Raw genomic sequence first — 2413 nt, 5'->3', positions numbered from 1 at the left:
GTGCGGCATTCCATCCTTCACGTCGACATTGACGTCGCCGGAAACGGCCGCCTCGTTGATGGCGCCGTTCAGCCCGCTCAGCACCAGCAGACCGCTGCCGAAATCGGCATCTGCAGCCAGCGAGGCCGAGGTTCCCGTCCCCATGCCCGGCAGGCCGACGCCGGTCGTCATCAGCCAGGGCTCGATGTCGGAACCTTCGAGACTGACCTTACCCTTGGCCGACACGCCCTGTTGCGGCGTATCGGCAACCGTTCCCTGGAACTCGGCCTTGAAGTCGTCGGCCGCCAAGCTGAAGTCCGTCGCCAGCCCGCCGCTGAGCGAGCCCTTGGCGGAGATATCGGTGGTCGCCTCACCCAACATGCCGAGCGGCAATGCCGGCAGGCCGTAGAGCGCCAGCAACGCGGCGGCATCCGGGCTCCTGGCGTTGAAGGTCAGCGCCAGCGGCGCTTCGGCCAGCTGATCGGCCTTGCCCTTGCCCGACAGCGATGCCGAAAAGGCCGAGCCGCCCGCCTTGCCTTGCGCGCTCATCGCCAGGCCGATCGTGCCGTCGCCATTATCGGCGGCGCTCGTCACCAGATCGATACGGGCATCCTGGAGCAGTTGCGGATAGGCGGCCACCCGGGCCGCCAGTCCTTTCAGCAGCTCATTGTCGGGATAGTGCTGGGCGGCCACGTCGACCAGCGGCTTGAGATCGACGGCGACCACGGAGGCATCGAGCTTGCCGGTCGGGCTCTCTGGGAAATCCTTGATCCGCCCTGTGGCGCTGATCGAGGTGCCGGCCAGGCCACCGACCGACAGCCGGTCGATCTCGAGCAATCCCTTACGCAGCCTCAGCGCCGTGTCGACCATGTCGGCCGTCAGCCCGCCGGCGCTGACCGGCCCGGCCTTGATCTGGAAGTCGAGGTCGCGGTCGGAAAACCGGTTGGCGCCCTTGTCGCTGACGAAGATCGAGGCGAAAGCCGCCAGCCCGTCGACGTCGAGCTCGCCGCCCTCCAGCCGCATCAGCACCGAAGGCCTGGCGTCGTCCGGCTGGCTGGAATCGATGCGGCCGGAAAACTTCGCCTTGCCGAGGATCAGTTCGAGATCGCTGAAGGCCTGCCGCTTTTCGCTGAGATCGACCTTGGCCTTGAAACCGGCGGCCGGCAGCCGGCGGATCGCCTCGTCGACATCCCTGGACAACCAGGCGGCGAAGCCCGACGGCTGCGCCACGGCGAGCAGCAGCGAGCCGCTGAAGCCGAAATGGTCCTCGACGCTGAGCATGCCGTTGGCTTCGAGAGTGGCGCGGCCGGGCAAGGTCGCGGCAAGCGACTTCACCGACCAGCCGCCTTCGGCCGGCTCGGCCGAGAGGTGGACGTCGCGCACCGTCGTGTCACCGGCGACCACGGCCGGCAGTCTCACCTCGACGGTCCCTGGGATGGTCGGCTTCGGCATATGCAGAAGCGCCTGCTCCAGCGCATTGACGCGCTGGTCGAGCGTTACGCCGGTGACTGCGGCGGCGCCGACGGCTTCATCGAACTGCACCTGCGCGCCATTGGCCTCGATCGAAAAGCGCGGGTTCGGTCCGAGATTGACGGAGGCTTTGCCGTCGGCGGTATACGGATTGTCGAGCGGTCCGGTCTCGAAGCGGAACTCGTCGAAGGCGAGCTTCTGGTGATCGAGCGAGAACTTGCCGTTGAGCCGGAAGCCTGGATCTGGCTTGCCGGCCGAGACCTTCACCGTCTCGCCGCCGGTGCCGCGCAGCTCGGCCGAATTCCTGTCGTTGCCGGAGATCTTGAACTGGCCGGAATAGGCGACGGCGCCCTTGACGAGGCCGGCATTGCCGTCGGTCTCGATGACCAGCGGATAGGCGTCCGGATCGGCCTTCAGCCGCAGCCGCATCTGGCCATTGCCTTCGGCTCTGCCGGTCGAGGCAGTGACATTGGTGCGCAGCCCGTCGAGCTTGAGCGTTCCATCCATCCGCCATGGCCCGGCGAGCGACTTCGCCGAGATGGTCGAATTGATCTCGGAAATCAGGTGGCTGCGCCCGCCGGCGGCATGGCGCAAGGCGACCTCGCCTTCCGTCACCGTCAGCTTCTCGATCGCGATCTGGTTGAGATCGAAGGGCGAGGTCGGCCGCATCGCCCAGTCGACCGTGCCGTCGGCGGCGATGTCGATCGTCGCCTTCGGCCGCACCAGCCGCATGTCGAAGATCAGCACCTCGCCACGCAGGAAGGGTGCCAGCTCCGCATCCATCGAGAAGGTCTCGACCGTCATCGCCGGCTGGCCGTCGGGACCGCCGGCGACCGAAACATTGGAGAAGGTCACCGAGGGAAACGGCAGCAGCCTTGCCGTGGCGTCACCCTCGACGGTGACCTTGCGGCCGAGGATGGCGCTCGCCTCGCGCTCGAAATCGGCGCGGTAGCCTGCCCAGTCG

At 67.3% G+C, this 2413-nt stretch carries 1 pseudogene; it reads right to left on the bottom strand.

Features of this window, described 5'->3' with window-relative positions:
- Positions 1-2413 (bottom strand): annotated as a pseudogene (locus EN745_RS33670) (AsmA family protein); the annotation flags it as partial.

The sequence above is a fragment of the Mesorhizobium sp. M4A.F.Ca.ET.022.05.2.1 genome (assembly GCF_003998845.1).
Taxonomy (GTDB): domain Bacteria; phylum Pseudomonadota; class Alphaproteobacteria; order Rhizobiales; family Rhizobiaceae; genus Mesorhizobium.
This window is presented reverse-complemented; position numbering and strand designations above follow the sequence as displayed.